This window comes from Glaciibacter sp. 2TAF33, from assembly GCF_052114945.1.
Taxonomy (GTDB): domain Bacteria; phylum Actinomycetota; class Actinomycetes; order Actinomycetales; family Microbacteriaceae; genus Cryobacterium.
In genome coordinates, this window is record NZ_JBFRFS010000008.1 from 83,260 (window position 1) to 106,907 (window position 23,648).

Genomic DNA, 23,648 nt, shown 5'->3' on the forward strand with positions numbered 1-23,648 from the left:
CAATTATCGCTGGTGGAAGGCGTCCGGCTTGACCACTTCGCCGCCGGCTGAATTCCAGGCCACCATGCCGCCCTCCACGTTGAGGGCTGGATACTCTGCCGCGCGGAGAGCGTCGGTGACCGCACGGGAGCGGGCGCCGCTGTGACAGATCACGAGGATGGTCTGGCCTGCGGGCAGCTCGTCCTGGCGCTGGCCGAGTTCCCCCATCGGGAGATGGTGGGCGCCGGGCGCATGCCCGGCCTGCCACTCGTGGTCCTCACGCACGTCGAGCAGCCACGCGTTTCCGGCGGAGACCAGGACGATGGCCTCCGCTGCGTCGATCACCGCCGGACCCGCGGCGCTCATGACGTGACGTCCTCCGCGATCCGCGGCGCGCCGGCCTTGGCTTTGGCGGCCAGGGCGCGCGCGTCGTGCTTGCGGATGGCCGGCTCGTTCTGCCGCAGATGGGCGTAGAGCGGCGCACCGATATAGATCGTCGAGTAGGTGCCGATCAGAATTCCGATCAGCAGCGCCGTGGAGATGTCGCGCAGCGTGTCGGCGCCGAAGACGAAGGAGCCGATGAACAGGATCGACGCGACGGGCAGGGCGGCGACGATCCCGGTGTTGATCGACCGCACGAGGGTCTGGTTCACCGCAAGGTTCACGGACTGCGCGAAGGTGCGCTGGGTGCCCGAGGAGTCCTCAGCCGTGTTCTCCCGGATCTTGTCGAACACCACGATGGTGTCGTAGAGCGAGTACGCCAGGATCGTGAGGAACCCGATCATGGCCGCGGGGGTGATCTCGAACCCGGTGAGCGCGTAGATGCCGGCCGTGACCACGAGGTCGTGGATCAGCGACAGGATGGCCGCGACGGACATCTTCCAGGTGCGGAAGTAGAGTGCCATGGCCACGGCCGCCAGCAGCAGGAAGGCGACGAGGCCCTGGATCGCCTGTCGAGTGACGTCGGCACCCCAGGTCGCCCCGATGAAGGAGTTCGCGACTTCCGCTTCCGGCACGTTGTACGCGGCGGCAAGGGCTGCCGTGACGTCCTTGGTCTCGTCCGTGGTCAGCTGGTCGGTCTGCACGCGAATGCCGTTGGCGCCCAGGGTGGACACCCGTGCGACGGCGTCCGGCACCACCTTGGCGACCGCGTCGATCGCGGGCGTCTGGGAGGAGTTCTCGACCTGGGTGATCTGGAACTGCGACCCGCCCCGGAACTCGATACCGAAGTTGAACCCGCCCTTGACGATCGGGATCAGGATTGAGGCGACCATGAGCACGATGGCGATCGTGTACCAGATGCGGCGTTTGCCGATGAAGTCGAACGACCGCTCACCGGTGTAGAGGTGGTTTCCGAATTGCGTCAAGCCGGCCATCAGGAATCCTTCCCGTCATTCTGGTTCGTCTTCTGGGCCGAGTCGGCTCCGGATGATGTGGTGGAGCGCGCGCCGGCGCCGGCCATTTCGGCGGCCTTCCGTTCGGCGATGGTCTGGCGCTTCGCCGCCTCCCTGGCGCTACCCGTCGCCTTGCCGGGAACCGGGCTGATGGTCTTCCGGAATTCGGCGCGGCCGCGGTACACGGCACCCAGCGCATTGGGGTCGAGCCCGGACAGAGGATGCCCGCTGCTGAAGAACCGGGTCTGTGCCAGCAGTTGCAGCATCGGGTGGGTGAACAGGATGACGACGAGCACGTCGATCACCGTCGTGAGGCCGAGCGTGAACGCGAAGCCGCGGACGTTGCCGACCGCGAGGATGTAGAGCACGATGGCGGCCAGGAGGTTGGTGCCCTTCGCGGCGTAGACCGTGCGCAGCGCACGCTTCCAACCCGCCTCGACGGCGGACTCGAGGCCCCGCCCGTCTCGCAGCTCATCCCGCACACGTTCGAAGTAGATGATGAACGAGTCTGCGGTGAAACCGATCGCCACGATCAACCCGGCGACGCCGGCTAGTGAGAGCCGGTAGCCTTCCCGCCACGACATGACGAGGATGACGAGGTAGGTGAGCACGCCCGCCACGACCAGGGAGGCCAGCGTGACCAGGCCGAGCAGCCGGTACTGGAACAGCGTGTAGATCGCGACCAGGATCAGGCCGATGATGCCGGCGATCAAGCCGCCCTGCAGCTGCGATGAGCCGAGGGTGGCGGAGATGGTGTCGGAGCTCTGCACGTTGAAGCTGAGCGGCAGGGCGCCGAACTTGAGCTGGTCGGCGAGTACCTTCGACGACTCCTGGGTGAAGTTTCCGGTGATCTGGGGTTTGCCGTCCGTTATCACCGCAAGAGTGCGAGGAGCCGAGATCACCTTGCCGTCGAGCACGATCGCGAACTGGTTCTGCGCGCCCTGCAAGCCGCTCAGCCGCGTGGTGACTGTGGAGAAGGCCTTGGTGCCGGTGCCGTCGAAGACGATGTTGACGGCCCACTCACCGGTGGTCGCACCGGTCTGGGTCGTGACCTGGCCGTTGGTGGCGTCGGAGATGTTCTCGCCGCTGACCTCGACCGGTCCCAGCACATACTTGACCGAGCCGTCGGTCTCGCAGGTCACCAGTGGTTTGTCGGACGGGGCGACAACTGTCGGGTCGACGTCCGCGCAGTTGAAGGCATCGTACTTGGCCTGCAGGGCCGGGGTGATCTGGTTGAGGTCGCTGGCATCCGTCGGACTGACCGTCGGGGTGCTGGGGAGATTGGGATCAGGGGTGGCGGACGGCGACGCCGTGCTGCCGTCCCCGCCGACGCTCTGCGCAGAGGGCTGCCCCGCCACGAGGACCGCCCGGAACTCGAGCTTCGCTGAGGATTCGATCCGGTTGCGGGTCTCGTCGTCGATCGCGCCCGGGATGGAGACCACGACGTTCTGGCCGCCCTGGGTGTTGATCTCTGCCTCCGACACGCCGGACGCGTCGACGCGCTGGCGGATGATGGAGACCGCCTGGTTGAGCTGCTCAGTGGACACCGTCTGCCCGGACGCCAGTTTCGGCGCCAGGATGATCTGGGTTCCGCCCTCGAGGTCGAGGGCGAGCTTGGGCGCCCAGCTCGCGCCCGCGGTGAGGACACCGGTGAGGTTGAGTGCGATCAGTCCGAGGACCACTACTCCAAGCCAGGTCAGGGAACGCCAGGCTTTCTTGACCGGGGTCGACTTTGCCACCTATGAACTCAGCTTTCTATGCTCGTGCCCACGCCGTCTGTGACGTGGGCACGGGTGAGGGGTTGGTTACGCGTCGCCCTTTTTGGGTTCGACGTCCGGCGTGTCGGTGCGGCGCTGGCCGAATTCCGGCTCACCCATGACGGTGTCATCGGCGACGGCCAGGTCGTCGGCGACGACGGCGTCTTCATCCGCGGTGACCGGCTCGACGACGCGGGCGATGGTCTGGCGGTGGATGTGCACGATCGTGCCGGGGGCGATCTCGAGTGCGACCTTGTTGGCTTCCTCGTCAATGGAGACGATGGTGCCGTAGAGCCCGAAGTTGGTCATCACGTCGGCGCCGGGCACCATCGTGGACTGCAGGTTCTCCTGGTCACGCTTGCGCTTGCGACCGTTGCGGAACATGAAGAAGACGAGCAACGCCAAAACGGCGAGCATAATGAGGGTCAGTGGATCCATGAAACTGTGAAACCTTCCGATTGTGGTGCGCTGCCGCGACGCTGGAATGCATGGGGCATGTGCGAACCAGCTTGAATTATAGGTCATCCAGGGTGAGGCCAGCTTGTGGATGGCTGAGCCCGAAATGTCGCCATGCCTCTGGCGTTGCAACTCGCCCCCGGGGCGTGCGCGTGAGAAAGCCTATCCGTACCAGGAAGGGTTCGACGACCGCCTCGATCGTCTCGGCTTCCTCGCCCACTGAAACCGCCAGCGTGCCCAGACCGACTGGGCCTCCACCGAAACGGGTCAGGATGGTGCGCATCACTTCCCGGTCCAGCCGGTCGAGCCCGATCCCGTCCACGTCGTACAGCTCGAGGGCCGAATGCACGGCGGCGAGATCGGCGTCGCCACCGTGCACGAGGGCGTAGTCGCGCACCCGTCGCAGCAGGCGATTCGCGATGCGCGGCGTGCCACGGCAGCGGCCGGCGATTTCCGCCAGGGCAGACCGGTCAACGGTCAGGCCGAGCAGCGCGGCCGCCCGGCCGAGCACCTGTTCGAGTTCGTGTTCCGCGTAGAACTCGAGGTGCGCGGTGAAGCCGAACCGGTCGCGCAACGGGTTCGGCAACAGGCCCGACCGGGTGGTGGCGCCGACGAGGGTGAACGGCGCAAGGTCGAGCGGCACCGATGTGGCCCCGGCGCCCTTACCGACCATGATGTCGATGCGGAAGTCCTCCATGGCGAGGTAGAGCATCTCTTCCGCGGAGCGCGCCATCCGGTGGATCTCATCGATGAACAACACCTCACCGGGGATCAGGGAGGACAGTACAGCGGCCAGGTCGCCGGCGTGCTGGATCGCGGGGCCGCTCGACATCCGAAGCGGCCGGTTGCCCTCGTGCGCGATGATCATGGCCAGCGTGGTCTTGCCGAGGCCGGGCGGGCCGGCGAGGAGGATGTGGTCCGGCGTGCGCTGCTGCATCGTCGCGGCGGTCAGCAGCAACTGCAACTGGCCGCGAACCTTCTGCTGGCCGACGAACTCGGAGAGGCTGTGCGGGCGGAGCGCCCCCTCGAAGGCGATCTCGGCGTCACCGTCGACCAGCGGGCTGGTCAGTTCGACTCCCGGGTCGGCGCTCATCGACGGCCGCCCTCTGTTGCGGTAGCGGATGCGCCGGCGAGCGGGGCCGGGGCGGAGTGCTTCGCCGGACCGAGCCGGGCGAGGGCCTGGCGGAGGACAGCGGCGACCGTGAGCTGGTCGGCGTCCGCCGCGTCGGCCAGGGTCTCCTCCACCACCTGGGCGGCGACCTTCTCCGACCAGCCGAGGCCGATCAACGCGGCCTGCACGTTTTCGGCGACGCCGACCGACGGTCGGGCGCGGGCGTTGGGCGCGACACTGGCAACCGCGACCTTGCCGGCCAGGGAGAGCACGATGAGTTTCGCGGTCTTCGGTCCGATGCCGCTGACCTTGCGGAAGGCACCGTCGTCGTCCGCCGCGACGGCCTGCGCCACCTGGTTCGGGGTGAGCACCGCCAGCACCCCGAGAGCTGACTTGGGGCCGACCCCGGTGACGCCGACGAGAAGTTCGAAGACGGCCAGTTCGTCGGCGGAGGGGAAGCCATACAGGGTGAGCGAGTCTTCCCGCACGATCAGGGTGGTGGAAAGCCGGGCCTCGTCGCCGACGCGCACCGACAGTGCGGTGGCGGGAGTCACCTGGACGGCGAGCCCCACTCCCCCGACTTCGATGACGACCGTGGTGCCCAGGGCGGAGAGGACGGTGCCACGTACGGAGGAAATCACCTCTTTAGACTACGGCGAGCCACCGACACCGGCGCGCTACGCTCCGCGGCGAGCCATGCCTTCTGCGCCGGTGTCAGGCCCGCTGTGGAGTTGCCGGCGGCCGCGGAGGCGCCCGCTCCGGTGAGGGCGGATGCCGTCGGCAGCGTTCCGCCGGACGCGCCGGTGCGCCAGGCGTGGCAGATGGCCAGCGCCAGGGCGTCGGCGGAGTCGGCGGGCTTGGGTACCTCGGCGAGCCCGAGGATGCGGGCGACCATCGTGCCGACCTGCTTCTTGTCAGCCGAGCCGTAGCCGGTGATCGCTGCCTTCACCTCGCTCGGGGTGTGCAGGGTGACCGGGAGCCCGCGTTGGGCGGCCAGCAGCAGTGCGACGCCGCTGATCTGCGCCGTGCCCATCACAGTGCTGAGGTTCTGTTGGGCGAAAACCCGCTCGATCGCCACGAACGACGGCCGGTGCTCATCGAGCAGCGCCTCGATTCCCCTGCTGATGACGAGCAGGCGCTGCTCCAACGGCAGTGTGGGTGCCGTGCGGAGGGTCGCCACGTGCACCAGTGTTGCCGTGCGGTTGCCGGCCACGTCGACGATACCGACCCCGCAGCGGGTGAGGCCGGGGTCGATGCCGAGCACCCGGACCGTCACGGGAGCTACTCCGAGTCGGCTTCGAGTTCGGCCTGCACCGCGGCGGGCACGTCGTAGTTGCTGTAGATGTTCTGCACGTCGTCGAGGTCTTCGAGCGCGTCGATGAGGCGGAACACCTTGCGCGCGGTTTCGGCGTCGACCTCGACCTTGAGCGACGGCACGAACGCGATGTCGGCGGAGTCGTAGTCGATGCCGGCGTCCTGCAGCGCGGTGCGGGTCGCGACCAGGTCGGTGGCCTCGGAGAACACCTCGAACGTTTCGCCTTCGTCGACGACTTCCTCGGCACCGGCGTCAAGCACGGCCACCAGGACGTCGTCTTCGGTCACGCTCCCGGTGTGCGGCACCACAACGATGCCCTTGCGGTGGAAGTTGTAGGCGACACTGCCCGGGTCAGCCATGGTGCCACCGTTGCGGGTCATGGTGGTGCGCACCTCGGCAGCGGCCCGGTTCTTGTTGTCGGTGAGGCACTCGATCATGATGGCGACCCCGTGGGCGGCGTAGCCCTCATACATGATCGTGGTGTAGTCGACCGACTCACCGGAGAGGCCGGCGCCGCGCTTGACCGCGCGGTCGATGTTGTCGTTGGGGACCGAGGTCTTCTTGGCCTTCTGGATGGCGTCGACCAGTGTGGGGTTGCCGGAGAGGTCTGCGCCGCCCATCTTCGCGGCGACCTCGATGTTCTTGATCAGCTTGGCGAACGCCTTGGCACGACGAGAGTCAGTGATGGCCTTCTTGTGCTTGGTGGTGGCCCATTTGGAATGCCCGGACATGAATCTCCCGTGTGGTTCGGTGCTGTAACGTGCCCCGCCATTCTACTCAGCGTGGCAACGGCCCTGTTGCGCTACGCCGAACTCTGCCCGTCTCGTGTCCCCCACACCGGCAGATCGCCACACCGCATGACGCCACAACCGGAAGGAGCCCAGAAAGGGCGCCGATCCTTCCGGTTTTCGGGCTCCATGTGCGATTCATCCGGTTTTCGCGCCGGGACGCGCGGCCGCGACGAGTGGCGGGCTCGCGTGGCGCGAGCTGGCGGGAGACGGATGCCGCAGCCGGGTCAGGCGCGGAAGCGGGTGGCGGCGACCTTGGCCAGGAAGTACTCGTGGAAGCGGTACTCGCCGGTCATCTCCGGGTGGAACGAGGTGCCGAGCAGGTTCCCCTGCTCGACGGCGACGCACCGGCCATCGGCCACGGAGGCCAGGGCTGTGGCAGCGGGCCCGACCGTTTCCACGATCGGCGCCCGGATGAACACCGCGTGCACGGGGGTATCGCCGATCACCGGGATGTGGAGGTCGGTCTCGAACGACGCGGTCTGTGAGCCGAACGCGTTTCGGCGCACCGCGATGTCGAGGCCGCCGATGCCCTGCTGCCCATCGATGCCGTCGAGGATCGTGTCGGCGAGCATGATGAGGCCGGCACAGGTTCCGTAGACGGGGAGCCCGGCGTGCACGGCCGCCTTCAACGGGTCGGCGAGACCGTACGCGCGGCTCAGTTTGTCCATGACGGTGGACTCGCCGCCCGGGATCACCAGGCCGTCGATGACGGCCAGTTCCTCCGGGCGGCGGACGAAGGAGACATCCGCTCCGAGCGCACGCAGGACGGCGGCGTGCTCACGAAAGTCGCCCTGGAGGGCGAGTACTCCAATGGTCATCGAACGAGTGACTACCAGCCGCGCTCGGAGAGGCGGTGCGGTGCGGCGAGGTCGGAGACGTTGATCCCGACCATGGCCTCCCCGAGCCCGCGGGAGACCTCGGCGATGACGCTGGGGTCGTCGTAGAACGTGACGGCCTTGACGATCGCGTTGGCGCGCTGCTGCGGGTTGCCCGACTTGAAGATGCCGGAACCCACGAACACGCCGTCTGCGCCGAGCTGCATCATCATCGCGGCGTCGGCCGGCGTCGCCACTCCGCCGGCGGTGAACAGCACGACCGGGAGCTTGCCGGTTTCAGCGATCTCGGCGACCAGTTCGTACGGGGCCTGCAGTTCCTTCGCGGCGACGTAGAGCTCGTCCTTGCTGAGCGAGGACAGCTGGGCGATCTCACCCTTGATCTTGCGGATGTGCTTGGTCGCCTCAGAGACGTCGCCGGTGCCGGCCTCGCCCTTGGAGCGGATCATCGCGGCGCCCTCGTTGATGCGGCGGAGCGCCTCACCGAGGTTCGTCGCGCCGCACACGAACGGAACGGTGAAATTCCACTTGTCGATGTGGTTCACATAGTCGGCGGGGCTCAGCACCTCTGACTCGTCGATGTAGTCGACGTCGAGCGCCTGCAGCACCTGCGCCTCGACGAAGTGGCCGATCCTGGCCTTCGCCATCACCGGGATGGAGACCTCAGCGATGATCGCCTCGATCAGGTCCGGGTCGCTCATGCGCGCGACGCCACCCTGCGAGCGGATGTCGGCGGGCACCCGCTCGAGGGCCATCACGGCCACGGCTCCGGCGTCCTCGGCGATGCGTGCTTGTTCTGCGGTGACGACGTCCATGATGACGCCGCCTTTCAGCATTTCGGCGAGTCCGCGCTTGACGCGGCTGGAGCCGAACTGCTCTGAAGTCTGGGTGTCAGTCATGAAATCGATTCTATTCCTTGCGTGATGGGCGATGGCGCAGCGGGGTCGGCTGTGGCCGGCTGCGGGCGGGAGGGTGGGGCTAGTTGTCGCCGGCCGGCCAGGCATCGGCGACCTGGCGCCGAACCTCTCCGAGCAGCTGGGGCAGTGCTTTGGTGCGGGCGATGATCGGGAAGAAGTTGGCGTCCTGCGCCCAGCGGGGCACGATGTGCTGGTGCAGGTGGTCGGCGATGCCGGCGCCGGCGATCTGCCCCTGGTTCATGCCGAGGTTGAAGCCGTCGCAGTGGGCGGTCGTCCGCAGCACCCGCATCGCGGTCTGGGTGAGGCTCGCGATCTCGCGGACCTCGTCCTCGGTCGCGTCGTCGTAGCCCGCGACGTGCCGGTACGGGCAGACCAGCAGGTGCCCGCTGTTGTACGGGAACAGGTTCAGCAACACGTACGCGTGGGTGCCACGGGCGACGATCAGGGCCTTCTCGTCGTCCAGGGTCGGAGCCACGCAAAAGGGGCAGTCGTCGGGGTGCGGTTGCTGTCCGTCCTGGATGTAGACCATCCGGTGCGGCGTCCACAGGCGCTGGAAGGCGTCGGGGACCGCGGCGAACTCGGAGGAGTACTCCAGTTGCACGTCGTCGACCTCTGGCGCCCCGCCGGCGCTGGAATCTTCGGCCATTTACATCTGCCCCTGGCCGGTCACCTGCACGCGCGCCTCGATCGACGCGGCGATGCGCCGGATGGCGTCGTCGACGGGCACCCCATTCTCCTGGCTACCGTCGCGGAAGCGGAAGCTCACCGCACCGTTGGCCTGGTCCTCTTCGCCGACGATCAGCTGGTATGGAACCTTGGCCTTGGTGTGGTTGCGGATCTTCTTCTGCATCCGGTCGTCGGAGTTGTCGACCTCGGCGCGCACCCCGGCGGCCTTCAGCTTCCCAATCACGTCGTCCAGGTACGGGCCGTACTGCTCACTGATCGGGATGCCGACCACCTGCACCGGTGACAGCCAGACCGGAAAGGCGCCGGCGTAGTGCTCGGTGAGCACGGCGAAGAACCGTTCGATGGAGCCGAACAGGGCGCGGTGGATCATCACCGGTCGCTGCTTCGTGCCATCCGCCGCCGTGTACTCCAGTTCGAAGCGCTCGGGCAGGTTGAAGTCGAGCTGGATGGTCGACATCTGCCAGGTGCGGCCGATGGCGTCGCGGGCCTGCACCGAGATCTTGGGACCGTAGAAGGCCGCTCCGCCCGGGTCGGGAACCAGCTCCAAACCGGATGCCTCTGCCACCTCGGCCAAGGTCCTGGTCGCTTCATCCCAGGCGTCGTCGCTGCCGACGAACTTCTCCGGGTCCTTGGTCGACAGCTCCAGGTAGAAGTCCTCGAGTCCGTAGTCCTTCAGCAGCCCGAGCACGAAGTTCAGGGTCTTGGTGAGCTCGTCCTTCATCTGGTCGCGCGTGCAATAGATGTGCGCGTCGTCCTGAGTCATGCCGCGCACCCGGGTGAGGCCGTGGATGACGCCGGACTTCTCGTAGCGGTAGACGCTGCCGAATTCGAAAAAGCGCAGGGGCAGCTCACGATAGGAGTGTGCTCCGGCACGGTAGATCAAGTTGTGCATTGGGCAATTCATGGGCTTCAGGTAGTAGTCCTGGCCCTCGCGCTTGAGCGAACCGTCTTCGTTGTACTCGGCGTCGACGTGCATCGGAGGGAACATGCCATCCCGGTACCAGCCCAGGTGGCCGGAGATCTCGTACAGGCGCCCCTTGGTGATGTGGGGCGTGTTCACGAAGGAGTAGCCCTCTTCGATGTGCCGCCGGCGGGAGTAGTCCTCGAGTTCCGTGCGGATGATCCCGCCGTTCGGGTGGAACACCGGCAGTCCGCTGCCGAGCTCCTCGGGAAAACTGAACAGGTCGAGTTCGGCGCCGATCTTGCGGTGGTCGCGCTTGGCCGCTTCTTCCTGGCGCGCCTGGAAGGCGCGCAGTTCGTCCTTGGTGGGCCAGGCGGTGCCGTAGACGCGTTGCAACTGCGGGTTCTTCTCCGAACCGCGCCAGTAGGCGGCGGCGAGACGGGTCAATGCGTATCCGTTGCCGATCATGCGGGTGTTGGGCAGGTGCGGGCCGCGGCAGAGGTCTTTCCACACTGTTTCGCCGGTCTTCGGGTCGACGTTGTCGTAAATCGTGAGCTCAGCGCCGCCGACCTCGGTCGATTCACCTGCGGCGCCTTCTTCGATCGACTTCGGACTGCCCTTCAGCCCGATGAGTTCGAGTTTGTACGGCTCGGCGGCGAGCTCTTCACGGGCCTCATCCTCCGTCACGACGCGGCGGACGAACCGCTGCCCTTGCCGAATAACCCGATCCATCTGCTTCTGGATGGCCTTCACGTCGTCGGGTGTGAACGGCTCGGCGACGTCGAAGTCGTAGTAGAACCCGTCTGTGACGGGCGGTCCGATGCCGAGCTTCGCTTCCGGGTTGATCGACTGCACGGCCTGCGCGAGCACGTGGGCCGCCGAGTGCCGGAGAATATCCAGACCGTCGGGAGAATCGACCGTGACCGGCTCGATGACATCCGTTTCAGTGACGGTTGCGGCCAGGTCTTTCAGTTCGCCGTTGACGCGCATTGCGACAACTGATCGATCAGTGAAGAGCCCAAAACCGTCAGCCACGTGTGTATCTCCCTGTTATTGCGTACCCGTCAACTTTAGTGGGAGTCGTCGGTGGCCGTCACCGCAGCGGTGATGCGCACGAAGATAACGATCCAGCCGAAGATCAGGCCGGATGCGATGAGTTCGAACGCGGTGAGGTTGTAGTAGCCGACCGGAAAATACATCACCCCCGATACGAGGATCCCGGCCAGGAAGGCGTAGGACAGCAGGAAGAAGCTGCGCGGGAATTCCGGCAGCAGGCGCTTCAGCCCGATGACAAGCACCAGGAACAGCAGCACCATCGACGTGGCCACCGTGTTGTGCACCGGCAGGCTCACGCTCACCGGGACCAGCCCGACCAGCGCCAGCAGCACTCCGATGACCACCAGGAACCAGCGGATGACGTCGACCCGGTATCGGGTGCGGGGTGCCCGCCGGGCGATCCAGCTGGTCAGCTCGAGTGTCAGCAGCCCGGCCAGGATGGTGATCGCCGACCCGCCGATGACCATGGTGATGTTGAAGCTGAGTCCGGAGAAGTCCCTGGTGGTGCCGAGGATGCTGAAGTTGGCTTCCCACCAGCGGGGGTTGCTGGCGGTGATCATGCTGAGCAGTACTCCGCCGCCGAGCATTATCGCGAGCAGTGTGGACAGCCGGTTCGCGCTCGTGGAGGATGCGGACAGGTAGAGGAAGTAGGCGCTGGCCGCGCTGGTCAGCCCCACCATCATTGTGCCGGTCAGGGTGTCGACCTGCAGGTGTTTGAAGGCGTCCTGAAGGATAGCGAACAAGACCAGGCCGAGCATCGCGTAGACCGCGACGTGGATGAGCGCGAGCGCGAAGATGTCCCAGATCCGGCGGGGCAGCGACACTCGGACACCGGACCGGCCGGTGTACCGCGCGATGGCGGCCGCAGCGCCATTCGAGAATGCGATGCCGCCGCAGACCGACCCGGTGATCATCGCGATGGCGCCGACCGACCATCCGCCCCAGAGGTCGACCAGTGTTCCGTGGAACACGACGGCGGCCGCGATGGAGGCCAGAGCGAATGACGCGGCGGCGAGGGCGATTGCGCGGGACTCGATTCGAACCGCGTGGCCCTCGGCCGCGTCGGAACCGGTGAGAACGGGTCGCTCAGTCACCGGTGTCGGCGCGGGTGCGCTCACGGAGTGCGTCGCGGGACTGCTGGGCCGCCCGGCGCACCTCCTTGTCCGGGTCGCGCAGTCGCGCCGAGATGGTGTCGGCGTCAGCCTCTGAACCCAGCTCAGCCAGCGCCCGGAGTGCGGCGATCCGCACCCGCGGCACATCGTCCTCGGTCAGCTCGACGATCTTCGGAAGAACGTTCAGCTTCCGAGCCTGGCTCACACGGGCGCACATCTCACGCACCCGCCAGGACTGGTTGTCGAGGTGGTTCAGGATCGCGGCGCCGGCCTTCGGGTCCCACACGTGCAGCAGGGCGCGGGCGCCCCACAGCTCCGGCCAGTACAGCGCCGGGGCGCCGTCGAGCAGGCCCTGGGCGTGCTTGCCGCCGACGTACAGGAGGAAGTCCTCCCCCGCGTTGCCGCCGTTCAGCAGCAGGATCGACCGGTCGACGACACCGGGCTCGCCGAAACGTTCGACGGCGGCGTGGATGCGCCGGGCGACGGGAAGGTCGATCGGAACGTCGGGCTGGGGATTCGGTTGGGTGCGCATGTCGTGTCTACGCTACCGCTCGCACCTGCACGCCGTCACAGCGGTCAGGGCCGCCAGTACCCGGTCTTCCCCAGCAGCTGGGTCTCCCGATCGGCATCGGCCGGCACGTCGACCTCAGGGCCGAACACTCCCATGGCCCGCCAATCACCGGCCTGCGGCAGAACCTGCTCCCACAACAGGTCGACGAGCGGCGCCGGGAGCGAGTACGCCAGTCCGAGGTGCTTCGCGATGGACCAGGCCTGGAAGGCCCGGTAGATGCTCACGTGCTGCAGGTAGTCGGCGAGCGGAAAATCGCCATAGCTCAGGTGCACAGTCGCGTCGGGATCGAGTTCGCCGTTCACGGCCTCGGTGGCCAGGTCGTTCAGCCGGTCGTAGCCTGCGATGGGGTCGTCTCCCAACAGGTCGCCGGCGTGCGTGTCCCCGACGTCCTCGGCCGTTCGTCCGGCCAGCACGTCGGGAACCCAGGCTTCGTCGTAGGCGTGGGCCGCGATGATGTCCCTGAGCACGGGATTCTCGGCACGGGTCCATTCCGCCGGAACCGGGATCGCCAACTGCTCGGGGGTGAACCGGTCCAGGACCGACCGCAGCGCGGCATCCGCATGGAGGAACAGCTCTTTTTGCTTCACTGCGGCACCGTAACAGCCCCGGGCACACACGACAAGAGGGGGTGTCCGGCCGTCGATCGCGGCACCGCTTCACCGCCCCGCACCCGCCGGTCCGGGAAAAGGGGGGTAGACGAATAGTTCAGGACGTGCTTGTCTGGGGTCGACCGATGGCCCACGTACAGGGGGGTGTTGAAGTGGATCGACCAGTCGCGAACTCCGCACGTAGCCCCTTATACCTGTGCCTCCTGGGGGCGTCGTTCGCAGCGGCCGTCGCTGTCGTCACTTTCTTCGCCGGCGGGTCATCCGCTTCCGCGGCCGAAGCTGATGCCGACGGGCCTGGGACGCAGGGCTCGGTCTCCTCCCCGGTGGCCGCGTTGGTATCGCCGATCATCGGGCACGTCGCCGCGTCGGTCGAGCAGCATGCCGCGCCGGACCGTGACCAGGCGGTCGACCGTGTCGGTGCTGCCGTCGTCGCGGCTGTTGCTCCGCCGGTGCCGCCATCCGTCGGTGAGGCGGTGGGCGCAGTCGTTGCCGCTCCACTCCTCGCTGACGTGGGCGCTCCGGTCGTCGGGGTCGCGCAGGCGCCCGTTCTCGGCGACGTGTCGCGGGCCGTGGTCGCCGTCGTTGCGCCGGTCGAGTCCGTCGCAGGTTCGGCTCTCGCGTCGGTGCCGGGCGTGTTGGATGCCACTCGCGTGCATCCCGCTCCCGTTGGCATTTCATCGCTGCCGGGCGGCATCACCGCCTCGAACGCCGGCGCGCCGCTGCCCGCTGCTTATGCCTCCGAAGCCCTGGGCCTCTCCCCCGCGCTCGGCATTCCCGCTCAGGACGGTTCCACGCTGGCCCCCGCGGTCCGATCCGCCGCGCCCCGCACCGGTGATCTGGTGCCACCCGGGGTCCTCTCCGAAGGCCACCCGCCGTTCATTCCGTTCGGCGACCCGGGTGGCGGCCCTGGCCTTCCGGTGGCGCCGCCCGGACCGTCGGGCGGGAACTCCGCGCCCGGTGGCGGTGGTAATCCCTGCCCGTCCGACCTTCCCGGCGCACTGGCGCCGCCACTTCTCCCCGGTGTCCGGCACGGCACAGCGGGCGAAACCCCGGCACCCGCCTCTCCGGCGGTCGAACTCGGCTCCACGCCTGACTGATCGGTTCCCTGCGCCCTCACGGGCCACGCGTGAACCCTGGCTCCCCCGGGAGCTCCATCATCAGTCAGCATAAGGAGTAGCACCATCATGAATTCATTCGTCACAAAGGGCCTTTATTGCGCCCTGTTCGTCGGGGGCCTTTCGCTTCTCGGCATCGGAGCGGCCAACGCCGCAGAGACCAGCGGGGATGAGGGCGTGGCGTCCGGCAGCCAGTTGGTTGCCATACTCGACACGCCGATCACCCTGGGCGGCAACGCCATCAGCATCATCGGCGACTCGTCGTCGACCTCCTCTCCGGACGGGTCGCCGGCGCCCGGCGCGGCACCATCACCGTCCGCAGGTGAAGCCGCACCGTCAGCGACGACCTCAGGAACGGATGCGATCGCGTCGGGCAGCCAGGCCGTGGTCGACGCGGTCGCCCCGGTGACGGTCAGCGGCAATGCGATCACCGTGCTGGGTGACTCGAGCACGTCCGGCGGGTCCGGCGCATCGAACGGTTCCCCGGCATCCAACGGCACCGGTGAACCGGCCGCAACGGCCGAAACCAGCGGCGCTGATTCCCTGCTCGGCGGCACCCAGGTCCCGGTCCAGGCGATGGTTCCTGTCGCCGCGACAGGGAACGCCGTCAGTGTGCTCGGCGACTCGAGCGCCGGCGGCGGGACATCCGCTGCTCCGGGCCCACGCGCGGGGTCCGGCGAGGCGGGTACGGACGGGCGTGATTCGGTGCTGGGCGGCAGCCAGGTGGCTCCGGTGATCGGCGCTCCCGTCACCGTCGACGGCAACGCGGTCAGCCTCCTCGGTGACTCGCGTTCGGCGGCTGGGACGGCTGCCCAAGGCGTCTCGGCGACCGCCGGCGGCACCCCGGGCAGCGGCACTCTCGTTCCGCTCGCCTCCGTCGGCCAGCTGCCCTCGGTCCGGGCCCAGATCGATTTCGCCCCCGGCGAAGCCGTGACCGAAGGCGGATTGGGTGTTGCCCCGGCAGCCTCCGCAGCCCCTCCAGCGTCTGTGGGACCTGCCGCGCCTTCGGGGGCTGCCGCAACTGGCGGACCTGCCGGCGCGGTGACCGGCACCACGTGGACGCCGTCTGCTGCTGCGCCCGGCATCACGGCGAGGGCCTGGGCCGGCGTCGCCACCATGACGGCGGCGACCCAGGTGACGGCGCTCGCCGCCACCGGTGTGGAGATCGCACCGCTCCTCGCGCTGGCTGCGCTGTTCCCACTGGTCGGTTTCGGACTGCTGCTGGTTGCGCGTCGCCGGTTTGACCGTCCGGTCCGTCTCTAACGCGGACCGGGGCGGCTTCGACGCCGTCCCGCACCAATGGTGAGCCCCGAACGGATCTGCGTTCGGGGCTCGCCGTGGCGTGATAGTGCCGCTGTGGTGCCGTCAGGGCAACAAAAAACCCCCGGTCAGAAACCGGGGGTTTTGCTGTGGGCGATACTGGGATCGAACCAGTGACCTCTTCCGTGTCAGGGAAGCGCGCTACCGCTGCGCCAATCGCCCGTTCCCGGTGAATTTCTTCTCCGGGATCGAGGTGGATACGGGATTCGAACCCGTGTATACGGCTTTGCAGGCCGCTGCCTCGCCTCTCGGCCAATCCACCGTGTTTGGGTTCACCACCAAATGAAGAGAACCGCCCCTCTCGGGACGATTCCATTTCATTCGAGCGGATGACGAGATTCGAACTCGCGACCCTCACCTTGGCAAGGTGATGCGCTACCACTGCGCCACATCCGCAACGCCCGCATTTCTGCGTGCTAGGAGACTCTACAACGAACGCGGCCGGATATTCAAACCGAGCGCACGCCGGGCGTTTCGCCCCTGTCGATGTGCAGCGGATGCCTCACCTGGTCTAGTATCGTGAGGCGCGGTTGAACTCGTTTCACCGCAGTAATGGGCGATTGGCGCAGTTGGTAGCGCGCTTCCTTCACACGGAAGAGGTCATCGGTTCGAGTCCGGTATCGCCCACCAGGACAGACGCTTGCTTGGCTCGTCATCGGCAGTCGTCAGCGGCAGTCGTGATCGGATCGAGCAGTCATCGGCATTGACCGCGCGGAGTGAGCGACCGTAACCTGTGGGTGACAGTCCACGTGGAGTGCCGGGACGGAACGACTCAGTGGCGACGGATGACCCGAACCCGGACCGACCTCGCGCCGCCATCCCGGACGCCAGCCCGGATGCCAGCCCGTGGAACGACCTCATCGGGCCGTTCTACGACGCGGCCGGTCTCATCCGCTGGACGAAGACGACGCAGGAGGACCTGCTCTCGGACCTGACGCGGGGAAACATCCTCGGAGTCCGCACCGAAGACGGAGACCTGTTGTTCCCCGCGTGGCAGTTCGGGAACGACGGCGCTTCGACGCCGGGACTCGCTGAGGTGCTCGCCAGCCTGCGGACGACGATGCCAGACCCCTGGGCCAACGCGCTGTGGCTGAACGCCCCGGTCGAACGCTTCGGCGGGAAGACCGCGGCGCAGATGCTCTGGACTGGGCAGCTGGGTCCGGTGCTCGACGCCGCCCGGCACGACGCCGGGATGCTCGCCAGTTGAGCCGGGCCGATGTCGCCCAGGAGCCACCCCCAGCAGGCAGTGACCTGTCCGGGTTCCCGACCGATGCGACCATTCCCGGGCGGGCGTTCCGTGCGCACGACCCCCGGTTCTCGGCCTGGTTCTTCTCCTCCACCGGGGCCGGACGGTTCGATCTTGAGGCGCCCCGCGGCACCTGCTACGTCGCCGACAGCGTGCGGACCGCCGTGCGGGAGAAGCTCGGCCAGACGGCGGTCGGCACCAAAGCTGTCGCCGAATCCGTCGCACGCACGATCATGGTGTCAACCGTGGAGATGCCCGTCGGTCGATTCGCGAACACCAGCGACGAACATGCCGAGGACTTCGGCGTGACCCGCGAACTCACCGTCATGGGCGACTACACGGTGACCCACAGCTGGGCGGAAGCACTGGCCGACGCCGGGTTCAACGGAATCCGATACGCGTCGCGGTACACCACGAGCCCCGGGCCGAACTCGTGGGCGATCTTCGGGCCGGCCGGCCCGGACCCTGGCCGGTCCGTCTTCGAAGCAGGAGCCATCAGCGGCCGGGACGCCTGCGAAGCGGCGGGGCTCTTCGTCCGAGGTGCGCCGCCGGATCGTTCGACGCTGAATGTGATCCCGCCGCCGCCGGGCAGCTAAGCTCCGTTCACTCGGGCTCTCCCTGGGTGTAGGTCGCCGGGCAGCCACACCGGCGGGCCGGACCAGGCATCCGTCTTACGCAGCGTGTGCCAGCTGCGTCCTCGTGCCCGCACTGACCCTCCTCAGCCGCAGCGACGAGCCCGCCGTCCTGGAAGGGTACGGGCCGATCGATGTCGACACGGCGAAGGAACTCGTCGGGAAGGCAACCAGCTTCATCCGGATCCTCACCCATCCCGAAACCGGAGCGTTCCTCTCCGTGGGCCGCAAACGCTACAAGGCCCCTGCGGACCTCCGCATGGTCCTCCGGCTCCGCGACGAGACCTGCCGGCATCCCGGCCGCAACCGCGCCGCCGGGCACACCGACATCGACCACACCATCGCGTTCAACGAGAACGGCGCCGGCGGCGAGACCAGGATCGACAACCTCGCCAGCGTCTGCCCGCCGAACCATCGGGATAAGCACGAGACCGGCTGGAGAGTCACCCGGGACCCCGACGGCACCCTGCACTGGGTCTCACCCACCGGTCACGGCTACGACACCGAATCGGCCATCAGGATCGGACCCGCTTCCGAGGCAGCCCCGTTCTGATCCACGAGCCGGCACGCCGAAGGGCGGTGGGACCGGATGGATGCGACCAGCACATCCACTCCTTCCCACCGCCCTGCGGTGAACGGACGCTACACCCGGTCCAGCGCGTAGCCCTCTTCGCCGTGGACGACGGTGTCGATACCGGCCAGCTCGTCCTCGCTCTTGATCCGGAAGCCGATGGTCTTCTCGATCACGAAGCCGAGAACGAATGCGATCACGAAGGAGTAGACCAGCACCGAGAACGCTGCGATCGCCTGAACGGCCAGCTGGCCGAAGCCGCCGCCGGTGAAGAGGCCGGTGTCGATCGCGAAGAAGCCGAGGTACAGGGTTCCGATCACACCGCCGACGAGGTGGATGCCCACCACGTCCAGCGAGTCGTCGAAGCCGAGCTTGAACTTCAGTTCGATGGCCAGGGCGCAGACCGCGCCGGCGACGACACCGAGCAGGAGCGCCCAGCCCGGTTCCAGGTTGGCGCAGGCCGGGGTGATGGCGACCAGGCCGGCGACCGCTCCGGACGCGGCCCCCACCGAGGTGGCCTTGCCGTCCTTGAACTTCTCGACGACCATCCAGCCGATGATGGCGGCGGCGGTTGCGCCCAGCGTGTTGACCACGATGAGGCCGACATTCGCCAGGCCGTTCAGCCATTCGGCGCCGGCGTTGAAGCCGAACCAGCCGAACCACAGGATCGCAGCGCCCATGAGCACCAGCGGCACGTTGTGCGGCTTGGTGATGCCCTTCTGGAAGCCGACCCGCTTTCCGAGTACCAATGCCAGGGCCAGAGCCGCCGCACCGGCGTTGATGTGCACCGCTGTGCCACCGGCGTAGTCGATCACGCCCGGCAGCCCGAGGGTGTCGCCGAGGTTCATGATCCATCCGCCGCCCCACACCCAGGCCGCCACCGGGAAGTAGACCAGGGTGGCCCAGATCCCGGCGAAGATCATCCAGGAGCCGAACTTCGCGCGGTCCGCGATCGCGCCGGAGATCAGGGCGACGGTGATGATGGCGAAGGTGGCGCCGTAGGTCGCGCCGAGGAGGTTGGTGTTGGAGTCCGCGCCGGTGGCCAGCGCTCCGAGCCCGAAGTCCGCGAACGGGTTGCCCGCGAATTGCCAGGGGCTGTCGACCGCGCTCATGCTGAAGCCGTAGAGGATCCAGAGCACGCTGATCAGCCCCAGTGCGCCGAAGCTCATCATCATCATGCTGACGACGCTCTTGGCCTTGACCAGGCCGCCGTAGAAGAATGCGACGCCGGGGGTCATGACCAGCACCAGTGCGGTTGCTGTGATGCCCCAGGCAATGCTGCCAGTGTCCATTGGTTGTCCTCACACCTCTCGAGTTTCAGGGGGTGTACCGCGAGGAGCGAAGAGACGGATGCCGGGTGTCGTCACCTCGAGTACGGCATCAGTCTCAGCCGGTCAGGTTTCCGCCGGCGTCCGGGCGTGTTTCGCCGCGGTTACGAGGCCGCGCCGAATGTTAAGACAATGTTTCGGGCATCCTCACTCGGCGTGCGGGGGAAGCTCCCCGGTGGTGAGGGCGATCATGCGGGACTGGGAGCGCTGGTACTTCTTGCGGTAGCCGCCTCCCATCATCTCGGCGTCGAACACCTCGTTCAGCGGCAACCCGCTGGCAATGATCGGTATCTCGGCGTCGTACACCCGGTCGATGAACGCGACCAGGCGCAGCGCATCCGTTTGGTTGGTGAGCAGGAAGACGCCCTCGAGGGTGATCACGTCGATGCCCTGGATCATTTTGATGTACTTCGACGGATGCACCGTGGCCAGGTGGCGCATCAAGGTGCCGAAATCGTCGGTCGAGACGGCCTCGCCGCGTTCGAGCATCACGCCGGCCATGTGCCGGAGCGCGTCGGATTCGACGTTCACGGCGCTTCCGCTGGTGTCGCGGCGACGATAATCGAGCCCGTCTATGCGCACGGTCTCGAAGTTCGCCGACATGGCCTGGATTTCACGGAGGAAGTCGGAGGCCGCGAACCGGCCTTCACCGAGCGAGTTCGGCGGCGTGTTCGACGTGGCCGCGACTCGGGTTCCGGTGGCCACGAGCTCGCCCAGCAGCCGGGTCATCATCATGGTGTCGCCCGGGTCGTCCAATTCGAACTCGTCGATGCAGATCAACTTCGCTCCGCGCAGCTGTGCGACGGTGTCAGCGAAGCCGAGGGCGCCCACCAGCGCGGTGTACTCGATAAACGTGCCGAAGTACTTCGGGCCGGGAGCCGCGTGCCAGAGGGCGGCCAGGAGATGCGTCTTGCCGACGCCGAATCCACCGTCGAGATAGATGCCGGGCAGCTCACTCTTCGGCTTGCGATTGCGGGAGAAGAAACCACCCGGCCGCTGCGCGCGCCAGACCCCGGTGAACTGGTGCAGGTGTTCGACCGCGTCGGCCTGCGAGGGGAAGTTCTGGTCGGGCCGGTACGACTCGAACGAGGCGTGCTCGAACTGCGGCGGTGGCACCAGCTCGGCCACGATCTCCGCGCCGGTGATGCTGGGCGAACGGTCGGCCAGCCGGAGCGGCTGGCGCGAAGCGTCTGGCGCCATCTGGGATACCTGGCTTTCTGTGTCATCCAATGTCCGCCGAAGATGCGGACGCCGCCCGGAGTGCGTAGATTCGAAGTGCGGGCGGTGACCAGCCTAAACCGCGCCAGAACCCTAACTTTGCGCCGCCAGCGGCGTCCCCAGGAGGTTTTCCATGCCCGCCCAGCTAGATCCGGCAGCGAAGTTCGCCGAGTACGCCCACCCGGAACGCCTGGTGTCGACCGAATGGTTGCAGCAGCACCTGGACACTCCCGGCCTCGTCGTCGTCGAATCAGATGAAGACGTCCTGGTCTACGAAACCGGCCACATCCCCGGCGCCGTGAAGATCGACTGGCACACCGACCTCAACGACCCGCTCGAGCGCGACTTCATCGGCAGCGACGCGTTCGCCGCCATGCTCGGCTCCAAGGGCATCGCTCGCGACAGCACGGTGGTCATCTACGGCGACAAGAACAACTGGTGGGCTGCATACGCCCTCTGGGTCTTCACCCTGTTCGGGCACGACGACGTACGCCTGCTCGACGGCGGACGCGACAAGTGGGTCGCCGAGAACCGCGAGCTGACGACGGACGCCGCTGTCGTCTCCCCGACCGACTACCCCGTCGTCCCGCGGAACGATTCGCCTATCCGGGCGTTCAAGGACGACGTGCTGGCCCACTTCGGGAGCCCACTCATCGACGTGCGCTCGCCGGAGGAGTACAGCGGCGAACGCACCAGCATGCCCGCGTACCCTGAGGAGGGGGCCCTCCGCGGAGGGCACATCCCGTCAGCGGCCAGTGTGCCGTGGGCTCGGGCGGCGGCCGGTGACGCCACGTTCAAGAACCGCGAGGAGCTCGACGCCATCTACAGGGGCGAAGCCGGCCTGGCCGACGGGGACTCGGTGATCGCCTACTGCCGCATCGGCGAACGGTCCAGCCACACCTGGTTCGTGCTCACCCACCTGCTGGGCTTTGAGAATGTGCGCAACTATGACGGGTCGTGGGTCGAGTGGGGCAACGCGGTGCGGGTGCCGATCGCTCGCGGCACCGAGCCCGGGGCCGCGCCAGAGGCACGCTGAACCTGGCCGGGCCCTGAAAGGACTGGCCGTGAAAGAATGACGGAGATGACTGTGACCGAACTTCCTGCCCAGCTGGCTGAGATCCGTGAGGACTTCCTGGCCCTGGAGCAACGCGACCGGCTGCAGCTGCTGCTGGAGTTCTCGAACGAGTTGCCGGAGCTTCCGCCGCGGTACCAGGACCACCCCGACCTGTTCGAGCGTGTCATCGAGTGCCAGTCGCCGGTGTACATCTTCGTGGAGGTGGACGACTCCGGTGTGCACCTGTACGCCACGGCGCCGCGGGAGTCGCCGACCACGCGCGGGTTCGCGTCGATCCTGGCGCAGGGCCTCGACGGGTTGAGCGTCGAGGAGGTTCTCGCCGTGCCTGACGACTACCCCCAGTCGATCGGGCTCACCGAGGCGGTCTCCCCGCTGCGCATCCGCGGCATGACCGCGCTCCTCGGGCGCACCAAACGCCAGTTGCGGGAGCGCGTCACCGCGTGACCGGCGGCAACGACGCCAGCCAGGTCCTGATCGCCCCGTTCCACCGGTCGGGGTCGTAGTTCCACAGCTTGGTGTGGCGGGCTTCGGTGAACGGCACGAAGGTCACGATGTCCGGCCTGCTCCCGGCCAGGGCGCGCGAGCCGGTGACCGGCACGTAGCCGTCGTCGTCGCTGTGCATCAGCAGCACCGGGAAGTCCAGTTCGCGGGCGCGTGCCACGAAGTCGAGCCGGGCAAAATTGATCGGGGCGATCTGCCCGGTCACGGCCCGGCCCCAGGGCTGGCCGAGCAGCTGCACGGCCCCGGACGAGATCGGCGTCGGCAGTTTCAGCAGGGCACCCTGGAAGGCGACCACGTCGGCCCAGTCGATCACCGGCGAGTCCAGCACGACGCCACGGATGACCCCGGGTTGCGTGGTTCGGGTGGCCGCCTGCAGGCTGATGGCGCCGCCCATCGACCAGCCCATCAACACCACGCTCGTGGCCCCGTGCTCCACCGCGTAGGCGACGGCGGCATCCACGTCCTCCCACTCGGTGTCTCCGAGGCCGTAGCGGTTGTCGGGGCTGTGCGGGGCGTCACCGTCGTTGCGGTAGGAGACCAGCAGGCTGGTGTAGCCCGCGTCCCGGAACACCGGCACGGCACGCAGGCCCTCCTGCCGGCGGACCGCCCTGCCGTGCACCTGGATCACCCAGCGGTCGGTGGGCTCCTCCGCCGGCACCAGCCAGGCCGGCGCCGGCCCGAGCGGGGTGGGCACCTCGACGTCACGATAGGGGGAGCCCAGGTCCCATGGCCCGAGGTACACCCACCCGCCGAGCCGGCCGCGGGAGGCAGTGAGCAGGTCCCCGAAGTCGACCCGGGTGATGACCCGGGTGACCGTGGTCTCGGTGCGGGAGACAATCTCGCCCAGGCGCGCGTGCCCGGTGTCGCCGTCGAACCACAGGGAGTATTCCCCGGGAAGCACCGAATCGGCATCCGCTCGCAGGGTGATCGCCGCCGCCGCCAGATCCACGCCGAGGATGCGGGCCTCCTCCTCACGCCGGGTCGGCGGCATCACGATTCGCCGGGCCATGACGCCGGTCACGACGCTCAGTCCGGCCGCGACGCTGAGCGCGATGCCGCCCAGGATGCCTCCGGCGACGATGAATGGAACGACGGCCCGTGGCGGCCGCGCCTGGTCCCGGGTCATGAGCACCTCTCATCCGTCGGCGTGCCGG

25 protein-coding genes and 4 tRNA genes are annotated in these 23,648 nt (G+C 67.6%); 8 read left to right on the forward strand and 21 right to left on the reverse strand.

Annotated elements, in window-relative coordinates; translation table 11 throughout:
- Window positions 1-3 precede the first annotated feature (3 nt).
- The 15 genes from AB4Y94_RS09605 to AB4Y94_RS09675 all read right to left on the reverse strand — a co-directional run bounded on the left by AB4Y94_RS09605 (window position 4) and on the right by AB4Y94_RS09675 (window position 13,467).
- Window positions 4-345, reverse strand: coding sequence for a rhodanese-like domain-containing protein (locus AB4Y94_RS09605; RefSeq protein WP_441727574.1), 342 nt, complete (start codon window positions 343-345; stop codon window positions 4-6).
- Window positions 342-1,355 carry a protein translocase subunit SecF gene (gene secF / locus AB4Y94_RS09610; protein WP_441727576.1) on the reverse strand — a complete coding sequence of 338 codons (1,014 nt, stop codon included), beginning with the start codon at window positions 1,353-1,355 and terminating at the stop codon, window positions 342-344. Before secF ends, AB4Y94_RS09605 begins: the two co-directional genes overlap by 4 nt.
- Window positions 1,355-3,112, reverse strand: a complete 1,758-nt coding sequence (gene secD / locus AB4Y94_RS09615; RefSeq protein ID WP_441727578.1) for a protein translocase subunit SecD — start codon at window positions 3,110-3,112, stop codon at window positions 1,355-1,357. Before secD ends, secF begins: the two co-directional genes overlap by 1 nt.
- A gap of 66 nt (window positions 3,113-3,178) precedes the next feature.
- The gene (yajC, locus tag AB4Y94_RS09620) at window positions 3,179-3,568 is read right to left on the reverse strand and encodes a preprotein translocase subunit YajC (RefSeq protein ID WP_441727580.1); all 390 of its coding nucleotides are present in this window, start codon (window positions 3,566-3,568) and stop codon (window positions 3,179-3,181) included.
- A gap of 76 nt (window positions 3,569-3,644) precedes the next feature.
- Entirely contained in the window at window positions 3,645-4,679 is a 1,035-nt protein-coding gene (gene ruvB, locus AB4Y94_RS09625; RefSeq protein ID WP_441727582.1) for a Holliday junction branch migration DNA helicase RuvB, read from the reverse strand.
- Window positions 4,676-5,338, reverse strand: coding sequence for a Holliday junction branch migration protein RuvA (ruvA, locus tag AB4Y94_RS09630; protein WP_441727584.1), 663 nt, complete (start codon window positions 5,336-5,338; stop codon window positions 4,676-4,678). The genes ruvB and ruvA overlap by 4 nt, the downstream gene beginning before the upstream one ends.
- Entirely contained in the window at window positions 5,335-5,973 is a 639-nt protein-coding gene (gene ruvC, locus AB4Y94_RS09635) for a crossover junction endodeoxyribonuclease RuvC (RefSeq protein ID WP_441727586.1), read from the reverse strand. Before ruvC ends, ruvA begins: the two co-directional genes overlap by 4 nt.
- A 5-nt stretch (window positions 5,974-5,978) precedes the next feature.
- Window positions 5,979-6,743 carry a YebC/PmpR family DNA-binding transcriptional regulator gene (locus AB4Y94_RS09640; protein WP_441727588.1) on the reverse strand — a complete coding sequence of 255 codons (765 nt, stop codon included), beginning with the start codon at window positions 6,741-6,743 and terminating at the stop codon, window positions 5,979-5,981.
- A 284-nt stretch (window positions 6,744-7,027) separates the two neighbouring features.
- Window positions 7,028-7,621 (reverse strand): pyridoxal 5'-phosphate synthase glutaminase subunit PdxT, encoded by a 594-nt coding sequence (gene pdxT, locus AB4Y94_RS09645; RefSeq protein WP_441727590.1) that lies wholly within the window; start codon window positions 7,619-7,621, stop codon window positions 7,028-7,030.
- An 11-nt stretch (window positions 7,622-7,632) separates the two neighbouring features.
- The gene (gene pdxS / locus AB4Y94_RS09650; RefSeq protein ID WP_441727592.1) at window positions 7,633-8,535 is read right to left on the reverse strand and encodes a pyridoxal 5'-phosphate synthase lyase subunit PdxS; all 903 of its coding nucleotides are present in this window, start codon (window positions 8,533-8,535) and stop codon (window positions 7,633-7,635) included.
- A gap of 79 nt (window positions 8,536-8,614) precedes the next feature.
- Entirely contained in the window at window positions 8,615-9,199 is a 585-nt protein-coding gene (locus AB4Y94_RS09655; RefSeq protein ID WP_441727594.1) for an HIT family protein, read from the reverse strand.
- A complete protein-coding gene (thrS, locus tag AB4Y94_RS09660) occupies window positions 9,200-11,131 on the reverse strand; it encodes a threonine--tRNA ligase (RefSeq protein ID WP_441727782.1) in 1,932 nt (643 codons plus the stop codon).
- A gap of 80 nt (window positions 11,132-11,211) precedes the next feature.
- Entirely contained in the window at window positions 11,212-12,291 is a 1,080-nt protein-coding gene (locus AB4Y94_RS09665) for a hypothetical protein (protein WP_441727596.1), read from the reverse strand.
- Complete coding sequence (locus AB4Y94_RS09670) at window positions 12,284-12,841, reverse strand: HEAT repeat domain-containing protein (protein WP_441727598.1); 558 nt, start codon at window positions 12,839-12,841, stop codon at window positions 12,284-12,286. Before AB4Y94_RS09670 ends, AB4Y94_RS09665 begins: the two co-directional genes overlap by 8 nt.
- Before the next feature lie 44 nt (window positions 12,842-12,885).
- Window positions 12,886-13,467 carry a hypothetical protein gene (locus tag AB4Y94_RS09675; protein WP_441727600.1) on the reverse strand — a complete coding sequence of 194 codons (582 nt, stop codon included), beginning with the start codon at window positions 13,465-13,467 and terminating at the stop codon, window positions 12,886-12,888.
- Between the two features lie 173 nt (window positions 13,468-13,640).
- On the opposite strand from AB4Y94_RS09675, the gene AB4Y94_RS09680 reads away from it, so the two are divergent.
- Together AB4Y94_RS09680 and AB4Y94_RS09685 are read left to right on the forward strand one after the other, a co-directional pair.
- A complete protein-coding gene (locus AB4Y94_RS09680) occupies window positions 13,641-14,585 on the forward strand; it encodes a hypothetical protein (RefSeq protein WP_441727602.1) in 945 nt (314 codons plus the stop codon).
- A gap of 87 nt (window positions 14,586-14,672) precedes the next feature.
- Entirely contained in the window at window positions 14,673-15,866 is a 1,194-nt protein-coding gene (locus AB4Y94_RS09685) for a hypothetical protein (RefSeq protein WP_441727604.1), read from the forward strand.
- Window positions 15,867-16,013: 147 nt separating this feature from the next.
- Here the strand turns inward: AB4Y94_RS09685 and AB4Y94_RS09690 are convergent.
- From AB4Y94_RS09690 to AB4Y94_RS09700, 3 genes are all read right to left on the reverse strand, one after another.
- Window positions 16,014-16,085 (reverse strand) — tRNA-Val (locus AB4Y94_RS09690).
- Window positions 16,086-16,114: 29 nt separating this feature from the next.
- Window positions 16,115-16,185 (reverse strand) — tRNA-Cys (locus AB4Y94_RS09695).
- Window positions 16,186-16,247: 62 nt separating this feature from the next.
- A tRNA-Gly gene (locus AB4Y94_RS09700) sits at window positions 16,248-16,319 on the reverse strand.
- A 158-nt stretch (window positions 16,320-16,477) separates the two neighbouring features.
- Between AB4Y94_RS09700 and AB4Y94_RS09705 the strand changes: the two genes are divergently transcribed.
- From AB4Y94_RS09705 to AB4Y94_RS09720, 4 genes are all read left to right on the forward strand, one after another.
- A tRNA-Val gene (locus AB4Y94_RS09705) sits at window positions 16,478-16,553 on the forward strand.
- A gap of 145 nt (window positions 16,554-16,698) precedes the next feature.
- Window positions 16,699-17,130 (forward strand): hypothetical protein, encoded by a 432-nt coding sequence (locus AB4Y94_RS09710; protein WP_441727606.1) that lies wholly within the window; start codon window positions 16,699-16,701, stop codon window positions 17,128-17,130.
- Complete coding sequence (locus AB4Y94_RS09715) at window positions 17,127-17,765, forward strand: RES family NAD+ phosphorylase (protein WP_441727608.1); 639 nt, start codon at window positions 17,127-17,129, stop codon at window positions 17,763-17,765. Before AB4Y94_RS09710 ends, AB4Y94_RS09715 begins: the two co-directional genes overlap by 4 nt.
- Before the next feature lie 103 nt (window positions 17,766-17,868).
- Window positions 17,869-18,354: an HNH endonuclease signature motif containing protein gene (locus AB4Y94_RS09720; RefSeq protein WP_441727609.1), complete on the forward strand. Its 486-nt coding sequence runs from the start codon at window positions 17,869-17,871 to the stop codon at window positions 18,352-18,354.
- Between the two features lie 89 nt (window positions 18,355-18,443).
- On the opposite strand, the gene AB4Y94_RS09725 is transcribed toward AB4Y94_RS09720, so the two are convergent.
- Both AB4Y94_RS09725 and zapE read right to left on the reverse strand, forming a co-directional pair.
- Window positions 18,444-19,664 carry an ammonium transporter gene (locus AB4Y94_RS09725; RefSeq protein WP_441727611.1) on the reverse strand — a complete coding sequence of 407 codons (1,221 nt, stop codon included), beginning with the start codon at window positions 19,662-19,664 and terminating at the stop codon, window positions 18,444-18,446.
- A 183-nt stretch (window positions 19,665-19,847) separates the two neighbouring features.
- Entirely contained in the window at window positions 19,848-20,900 is a 1,053-nt protein-coding gene (gene zapE, locus AB4Y94_RS09730) for a cell division protein ZapE (RefSeq protein WP_441727613.1), read from the reverse strand.
- Between the two features lie 151 nt (window positions 20,901-21,051).
- On the opposite strand from zapE, the gene AB4Y94_RS09735 reads away from it, so the two are divergent.
- Window positions 21,052-21,954, forward strand: coding sequence for a sulfurtransferase (locus AB4Y94_RS09735; protein ID WP_441727615.1), 903 nt, complete (start codon window positions 21,052-21,054; stop codon window positions 21,952-21,954).
- 45 nt (window positions 21,955-21,999) lie between these two features.
- The gene (locus AB4Y94_RS09740; RefSeq protein ID WP_441727617.1) at window positions 22,000-22,437 is read left to right on the forward strand and encodes a SufE family protein; all 438 of its coding nucleotides are present in this window, start codon (window positions 22,000-22,002) and stop codon (window positions 22,435-22,437) included.
- Here AB4Y94_RS09740 and AB4Y94_RS09745 read toward each other — a convergent pair.
- Window positions 22,427-23,620 carry an alpha/beta hydrolase family protein gene (locus tag AB4Y94_RS09745; protein ID WP_441727619.1) on the reverse strand — a complete coding sequence of 398 codons (1,194 nt, stop codon included), beginning with the start codon at window positions 23,618-23,620 and terminating at the stop codon, window positions 22,427-22,429. The genes AB4Y94_RS09740 and AB4Y94_RS09745 overlap by 11 nt on opposite strands.
- Window positions 23,621-23,648 lie beyond the last annotated feature (28 nt).

What these genes read in the sequence shown, in the direction of transcription:
- AB4Y94_RS09725 (WP_441727611.1), bottom strand. Translation starts at nt 19,664, where the DNA reads ATGGACACTGGCAGCATTGCCTGGGGCATCACAGCAACCGCACTGGTG.
- AB4Y94_RS09670 (WP_441727598.1), bottom strand. Translation starts at nt 12,841, where the DNA reads ATGCGCACCCAACCGAATCCCCAGCCCGACGTTCCGATCGACCTTCCC.
- AB4Y94_RS09745 (WP_441727619.1), bottom strand. Translation starts at nt 23,620, where the DNA reads ATGACCCGGGACCAGGCGCGGCCGCCACGGGCCGTCGTTCCATTCATC.
- AB4Y94_RS09640 (WP_441727588.1), bottom strand. Translation starts at nt 6,743, where the DNA reads ATGTCCGGGCATTCCAAATGGGCCACCACCAAGCACAAGAAGGCCATC.
- AB4Y94_RS09685 (WP_441727604.1), top strand. Translation starts at nt 14,673, where the DNA reads ATGAATTCATTCGTCACAAAGGGCCTTTATTGCGCCCTGTTCGTCGGG.
- AB4Y94_RS09735 (WP_441727615.1), top strand. Translation starts at nt 21,052, where the DNA reads ATGCCCGCCCAGCTAGATCCGGCAGCGAAGTTCGCCGAGTACGCCCAC.
- AB4Y94_RS09740 (WP_441727617.1), top strand. Translation starts at nt 22,000, where the DNA reads ATGACTGTGACCGAACTTCCTGCCCAGCTGGCTGAGATCCGTGAGGAC.
- zapE (WP_441727613.1), bottom strand. Translation starts at nt 20,900, where the DNA reads ATGGCGCCAGACGCTTCGCGCCAGCCGCTCCGGCTGGCCGACCGTTCG.
- AB4Y94_RS09655 (WP_441727594.1), bottom strand. Translation starts at nt 9,199, where the DNA reads ATGGCCGAAGATTCCAGCGCCGGCGGGGCGCCAGAGGTCGACGACGTG.
- ruvB (WP_441727582.1), bottom strand. Translation starts at nt 4,679, where the DNA reads ATGAGCGCCGACCCGGGAGTCGAACTGACCAGCCCGCTGGTCGACGGT.
- pdxS (WP_441727592.1), bottom strand. Translation starts at nt 8,535, where the DNA reads ATGACTGACACCCAGACTTCAGAGCAGTTCGGCTCCAGCCGCGTCAAG.
- AB4Y94_RS09605 (WP_441727574.1), bottom strand. Translation starts at nt 345, where the DNA reads ATGAGCGCCGCGGGTCCGGCGGTGATCGACGCAGCGGAGGCCATCGTC.
- yajC (WP_441727580.1), bottom strand. Translation starts at nt 3,568, where the DNA reads ATGGATCCACTGACCCTCATTATGCTCGCCGTTTTGGCGTTGCTCGTC.
- pdxT (WP_441727590.1), bottom strand. Translation starts at nt 7,621, where the DNA reads ATGACCATTGGAGTACTCGCCCTCCAGGGCGACTTTCGTGAGCACGCC.
- secF (WP_441727576.1), bottom strand. Translation starts at nt 1,355, where the DNA reads ATGGCCGGCTTGACGCAATTCGGAAACCACCTCTACACCGGTGAGCGG.
- thrS (WP_441727782.1), bottom strand. Translation starts at nt 11,131, where the DNA reads ATGCGCGTCAACGGCGAACTGAAAGACCTGGCCGCAACCGTCACTGAA.